This is a genomic window from Propionivibrio sp., from assembly GCF_049316945.1.
Taxonomy (GTDB): domain Bacteria; phylum Pseudomonadota; class Gammaproteobacteria; order Burkholderiales; family Rhodocyclaceae; genus Propionivibrio.
The window spans coordinates 1-3,336 of the sequence record NZ_JBMOJE010000273.1 but is presented as its reverse complement, the minus strand read 5'-3'; the positions used below and the strand labels follow the sequence as shown (position 1 = coordinate 3,336).

The 3,336-nt window shown below is 54.3% G+C and carries 2 protein-coding genes and 1 riboswitch; of the genes, one reads left to right on the top strand and one right to left on the bottom strand.

Features of this window, described 5'->3' with window-relative positions; genetic code table 11:
• The first annotated feature begins 331 nt into the window (after positions 1-331).
• Positions 332-529: riboswitch (yybP-ykoY riboswitch) on the top strand.
• The gene (locus tag ACOYNV_RS26865) at positions 530-1,093 is read left to right on the top strand and encodes a TMEM165/GDT1 family protein (RefSeq protein WP_422902883.1); all 564 of its coding nucleotides are present in this window, start codon (positions 530-532) and stop codon (positions 1,091-1,093) included. It abuts the riboswitch before it with no gap.
• 284 nt (positions 1,094-1,377) lie between these two features.
• Here the strand turns inward: ACOYNV_RS26865 and ACOYNV_RS26860 are convergent.
• Positions 1,378-3,336, bottom strand: a 1,959-nt coding sequence (locus ACOYNV_RS26860; protein WP_422902882.1) for a DUF4114 domain-containing protein, incomplete at its 5' end; no start/stop codon positions are given.

The window sequence follows — 3,336 nt, the reverse complement described above, 5'->3', positions numbered from 1 at the left end:
TGATGCCGCCGAGAAGAATGAACAAGGCATCTGCGCCCTGTTTGAGTGCTTCCATGAGAACCTCTTTGAGTTAATTGCAATTTATGAGTGCATTGATGTTGTTTCTGACAAAAACGCACCAAAGCAAAGCAAAAAACGCGCCAGATTGGTGTGAGCAGCCCGCGCATTAACCTGAAACACCTCCCGTTAACGTGAAACCCCCGCCCGTTAGCGTGCCCTCCGTTCGTGGTGAGCTTGTCGAACCACCCACTTGGTCACATGCCCTTCGACTACGCTCAGGGCGAACGGGTTCATCATTGGGAGTGGGCAAGAATCCATGAAAGTTAAAATGTTGGCTGTCATTGGGGAGTAGCCGCCCTTTCTTGCTGAAAGGGGCTTGCGTCAACAGACTTGTTTTGCCTTCTGCGGCCAAACATGGCGCAAGCAGGGTCCAGCATACGGATTTTGGCGAGACCTTTGACTGCACACCTCCGTTTTTGGCCGGGGATGTCGTGCAGTCATGGGTTTTAATTTCCGGCCGGAGACCCTCATGGAAGCTTTTCTGATATCCACCGGCATCGTCGCCCTGGCCGAAATTGGCGACAAAACTCAACTGCTGGCACTGGTGCTGGCGCTTCGTTTTCGCCAGCCCTGGCCGATTGCGGCGGGCATCTTTGTCGCCACCCTGGCCAACCATGCCCTGGCTGGCGCGGTCGGGGCCTGGGTTACCACCGTGCTGGGGCCGGATCTGCTGCGCTGGGTGCTGGCTGCCTCGTTCATCGCCATGGCGGTGTGGATGCTGATCCCCGACAAGCTCGACGATGATGATCAGCCGACCGCACCGCGCTATGGTGTGTTTGGCACCACCGTGGTGGCATTTTTTCTGGCCGAGATGGGCGACAAAACGCAGATCGCCACCGTCATGCTGGCGGCGCAATATCAGGCACTTTTCTGGGTGGTGGCCGGCACCACGCTGGGCATGATGCTGGCCAACGCGCCAGTGGTATGGCTGGGCGAGCGCATGACACGACTGCTGCCCGTGCGGGCGGTGCATATCACTTCTGCGCTGATCTTTTTCGGGCTGGGGCTGTGGGCGCTGCTGGGGGATTTTTAGCGGCTGGCTTTAATGATGCCAGGCTGGCCGCTGAAGTGGCGCTGCTTTGGTGCATCGCTATCATTAGAATGATATTATTTTAGTAGCACACCACGCTTGTCCAGCGTGGGCTATAAGCTTAAAAAGCTTATAAATCCCGTGTAAAACGGTGCGGCGGCATGGCTGTTGCAGCAAGAAAAATGGTGTGCTGCGGCATGGCTGGTCGGCAGTTCAAATAAAAAAGCAGGTGCTGTTGCCAGCACCTGCTCATTGGATTTATCTTACCCTCAACGAACGATTGGCGATCAGGTGTGCTGCTCCTTATTCAAAAAGAAATGCGCAGTCTCAGTCAGCGGATCTGCTAATCCAAAGATACTGATGGTAACCTCTGCCTGACGGTTGGTTGCGGTATCGACTGCGTCGAAGCTGCCAGCAGTCGGTGGGCTAACTTTCGTGTACCCCACGTCAATCTTGAAACTGTCAAGCAACTGGTCGTATTTTCCTGCATCAACTAGATCACCGGCGATGAGTGGATCTTTCGCGATATCAAACACATTTGTGCCTAATCCGGTTTCCTTAACGGCCAACCCCAAGGATTGACCAACAGCCATCACCTCAGCAATATTAATGACATCTCCGTCACCCAGAGTAAAGGCGACCCTGGCGCTCTCCACAAGTGCTGCAGGCTGATCAATCTCCACCCCAAGATTGAATGCCACCGGTGTCGCGCTGGACTCAACTGCGTCACCCACATGAACTGTGAACTTGACATCGTTGAAATCCTGGTACGAAGGGCTCTTGTAGTCTTCCATGGCGACCGTGAGCAGGGATGGATCGGATGGATCCGCAAAACCAGCGATTGCGTGATTGCTCCCTCCGCTGTCAACAGAGTCAGAGAACCAAACAGCATTTTGAAATTGAGACTTCAAAAGAGTACCGCTCGCACTGTTGGCATGAGCTTGGCGCGCTGCATCAAAGTACACCGTGTCGCCATCATGTATCAGTCCCGGGTTCTGCAGATTTCCATTTGCAATCATGAAGAAAGCCAATTGGGTACCAGCAGGCACATCCTTCACCGTGTATGTTGATGCTCCGTTGGATGCATTGGCCCAAACAACATGACCAACGGCTGGGTTTCCCAGGTCATACCAGCCGACCACATTTTGAAAAGACGCAACCTCCGACAAAAATGTAAAGGTGACATCAGCGGTTGCATCAAGCGAATTCACCTTTGGAAGATTGGCAGACACCAAAGAGGGAGATAAGGTTCCATTTTCAGTCAATACTGGAGATGTAGACCAATTAGCGTTTTCAGACGAAAAAGTGTTCGTAGTGGTCTTATTGGTGACGATAAACTTTACAGTCTGGTTGTCGATACCGCTTTCGATGCCAGTACCGTTGTTATTGTTATCGCTCCAAGCCGTGAGGTTTGGCGGCGCAACATCGGTGATGGTGGTGGTAACCGCAGCACCGTACTCCACGTTTTCGTAAGACTTCTCGTTGTCATAGCCGCTTGCGTTAACGGTGAACGTCTCGCCTGACTCGGGCGTGGTTTTGTCAAGTAGCGCATCAGCCGGAAAGGTCACTCCCAACGGCACATTAGTGGTCGTGGACCTGTAATCCGTGGCACCCGCGCTGCCGTCGGCAAAGGTGATGTTCACGTTGCCCGTCGCGTCGGTAATGACTTTGCCATCAGGATCGAGCAGGTAGGCCACATAGGTGGCTTTCTGACCTTCAGGCACACTGTTGGCATCCGCCAACTGTAGGGTATTGTCTGCGTTCGTTCCGACTACGGCGTACACCTGAACACGAACGCTCTCTTGTGTCGGTTCGTCTGGCGTATCCGGTGTATCCGGGTTGCTGTCGTCCACGATGACCGTGGTGACGCTGTCCTTGGTCGCATCGGCCTTGATGCTCTCAAAGCCGCCGCCGGTGATCGCGCCCAACTTCACGATGATGGTCTCGCCGTTGTCGGCGTACACGTCATCTATCGTGTCCAGATCAAATGTGGCGGTCTTGCTGCCCGCTGGCACGGTCACTTCGACTTCCTTGGTGTAGTCGGTGCCATCGGTCGCCGTGCCGGTATAGGTCAGCTTCACGTTCACGGCTGTCAACGGTGTCTCGGTCAGGCTTACCGTGTAGTTGGTCGTGGTGCTGCCTTCATTCACTGTTGCCGGTCCGGCGATGCTCACCAGCACAACCTCCTGATTCGGTTCGTCTGGCGTATCCGGTGTATCCGGGTTGCTGTCGTCCACGATGACCGT

Excerpts from the sequence above, each read along its gene's own strand:
- ACOYNV_RS26865 (WP_422902883.1), top strand. The coding sequence starts at position 530 with ATGGAAGCTTTTCTGATATCCACCGGCATCGTCGCCCTGGCCGAAATT.